Genomic DNA, 3,037 nt, shown 5'->3' on the forward strand with positions numbered 1-3,037 from the left:
CGACACGCTCGGCCGGACAGCGAAGCGGCTGCCACAGCGGTGACCTGGGGAGCCGACGAACACGTTCTGATCGCCGCAGCGGCGACCTATTGGCTTTTGTCGCGCGGGGGCACCCGCAAGGCGCGGACCGCAGGCAATCACCTCTTGGCGGTCTCGGTCGTAACGGGCGTTCTGCCGCATGTCCTGAAACACGTGTTCAACCAGCGTCGTCCGGACAGGCTCACCGTTACAGGCCATCTGTACGGGGTCCCAGTCTCGGGCAGGGCGAACGATGCGTTTCCCTCGGGGCATGCGGTGCACATGGGAGCCTTGGGGAGCGCGGCATGCGCATTCGATCGACCCTACCGCGGGCTCGCCTGGACGGCCCAGTTTTGATGAGAGACCGGCGGGACTGGGTGAGGCAAAAAGTGGGCCGCCGGACGCCACACAATAGCCGATGGCCCTGCGCGTAATTGAAATCGTGGAAAAGGCGAAAAGCCCTGGCCCATCTTTCCGCACGCCAGATCGTTTCACCTTTGACAGGATGCAAGTGTCCGCCGCCGGACATATCCCCGAAATATTTGAAGATAATTACCGATGGCATCACCCGACTTGGTGAGAGACCGCTGATGCCCAGCGCAAGCCCGGGGTGGCCGCCGGGTGGGTGTCAAATGCCCGGCGGCCTTGCGCGTATTTAATCGTGGAAAGGCGAAAAGCCCCAGCCCAGCTTTACGCGCCAGCAGACAATCTCACCGAAAAACTGGCGGCAAGTCCCCCAAACGGGTGAGAGCCAAACTTTAACCTGATGACCACCACGGCCGCCCAGCGCCCGCCCGCGCGGCGCTTGCGCATGGAAATCCCAAAATGAGCCAGATGATCACCGGCGCGCAACTAAAAGCGATCGCCGGCGCCGGTGCACGCTCGGACCTGGTCGCTGCCGCAGTCCGTGGCTGGCCCAACGCGGTAGCCAAGGCCAAGCTGACGACGAAGCTGCGCGCTTGCCACTTCCTGGCTCAGATCATGACGGAAACGGGTGGCTTCCGAATTCTGGAGGAGCGCGGCGCCTATAAGGCTGCGCGCATTTCTGAGATCTTAGGGGTCGGGCACCACCGCGCCAAGGTGACGCCGGCAGAGGCTACGCGCATCGCGGCGTTGCACGTCGCGCAGCGGGGCCCGGTCATGTTTACGCTCGGCACCTTCCAGATCGAGTCCCGAGCCCAGATGTCGATGCTGCCGCGGATGAAGCCGCGGACCTTCTACGACCTCGTCATCGAGGTCGCCATTGTCCGTCCCGGTCCGATCCAGGGCGACATGGTGCATCCCTACCTGCGCCGGCGCGAAGGCAAGGAGGCCGTCGTCTATCCGAAGCCCGAACTGGAGAAGGTGCTCGGCAAGACCTTGGGCGTCCCGCTATTCCAGGAGCAGGCGATGCGGGTGGCGATCGAATGCGCCGGCTTCACGCCGGGGGAGGCCGACCAGCTTCGCCGCGCCATGGCGACCTTCAAGTTCACCGGCGGCGTGTCGAAGTTCAAGGACAAGCTCGTCGACGGCATGGTCGAGCGCGGATACGACAAGGAGTTCGCCGAGAAGACCTTCAGCCAGTTGGAGGGTTTCGGCAGCTACGGTTTTCCGGAGAGCCACGCGGCGTCGTTCGCGCTGATCGCCTATGCGTCGTCGTGGATGAAATGCCACCATCCAGACGTGTTCTGCGCTTCGCTGCTGAACGCGCAGCCGATGGGGTTCTACGCGCCGGCGCAGATCGTCCGCGACGCCCGCGACCACGGCGTCGAGATCCGACCGGTCTGCGTCAACTCGTCTCGGTGGGACTGCACCCTCGAACGGATGGACGACGAGCGGTTCGCCGTTCGGCTGGGACTGCGGATGGTCCGCGGCTTCAGAACCGGCAGGCGGCAGAAATCGTCGCCGCCCGGGCCGACGAACCGTTCACAGGCGTCGACGACCTGTGGCGCCGGGCGGGCGTCTCGGTCTCGTCGCTTGTCATGATCGCGGAGGCGGACGGGATGCGGGAGTCCTTCGGGCTCGCGCGCCGCGAAGCGCTTTGGGCGATCAAGGCGCTGCGCGATGAGCCGCTCGAACTGTTCGCGGCGGCGACGGCGCGCGAGCAGCGCACGATCGCGGAGATCCTAGAGCCTGCGGTGGCGCTGCGGCCGATGACGTCGGGAAGCGAGGTCGTGGAGGACTATCGGCACGTCGGGCTGACGCTGCGGCACCATCCGCTGACTTTCCTGCGGGAAGATCTGAAGCGCCGGCGCATCGTCACCTGCCTGGAAGCCATGGCGGCGCGGGACGGAAAGTGGCTGACCACGGCAGGTTTGGTGTTGGTGCGCCAGAAGCCGGGCTCCGCCAAGGGCGTCATGTTCATCACGATCGAGGACGAGAGCGGCATCGCCAATCTGGTGATCTGGACGTCGCTCTACGAACGGCAGCGCCGTATCATCCTCGGTGCGAACATGATGGCCGTCCACGGACGCGTGCAGCGGGAGGGGGAGGTGGTGCATCTCGTTGCGCATCAGTTGACCGACATGTCGGCGGAGCTCGCTGGGGTCGGTGAGCGCGACGATGCATTCCCGCTGCCGCATGGACGAGGCGATGAATTTCACCATGGCAGCCCTGGAGCGGACCCGCGAAGCCTGCCGCCCAAGGGGCTACGGACCCGGGACATCTACATTCCCGACCTCCACATCGATAGCATCAAGGTGAAAACGCCGGACTTTCGGTAGCGCGGTGGCAAATGGCGGCATAAAGAGGCCACCCGCTGATCCCCTGATGTTGGCTAATGTCAATGTGTGCCATGCGGCAACCGCGACCTGCTTTCCATTCACCGAGTTGATTTTCCAAAAGCGATCGGAATAAAACTTGGTCATCCCGCTCTGCCCCGAATGGATCGCGGGCCAGTCCAAGCCGCCCGTCCTCGCCTCTCCGCAGGTCGATGGCTGCTGCCGTTAGCCGCGTTGTTCCGGCACCCTTGCACGTTGTCTGCCCGCGATCCCAGGGAACTGCTGCCCGATGCGTTCATTATGAGAGATGCACTTTCGAG

General features: G+C 64.3%; 1 protein-coding gene and 1 pseudogene. Both read left to right on the forward strand.

Annotated features, from left to right (window positions below):
• Positions 1-375 (forward strand): phosphatase PAP2 family protein (locus tag JWR89_RS15795; RefSeq protein WP_366142992.1); only part of this gene is annotated, 375 nt, incomplete at its 5' end.
• A gap of 756 nt (positions 376-1,131) precedes the next feature.
• Positions 1,132-2,720 (forward strand): annotated as a pseudogene (locus JWR89_RS15800) (OB-fold nucleic acid binding domain-containing protein).
• The last annotated feature ends 317 nt before the right edge of the window (positions 2,721-3,037 follow it).

Source organism: Tardiphaga sp., from assembly GCF_028290785.1.
Classification (GTDB): domain Bacteria; phylum Pseudomonadota; class Alphaproteobacteria; order Rhizobiales; family Xanthobacteraceae; genus Tardiphaga.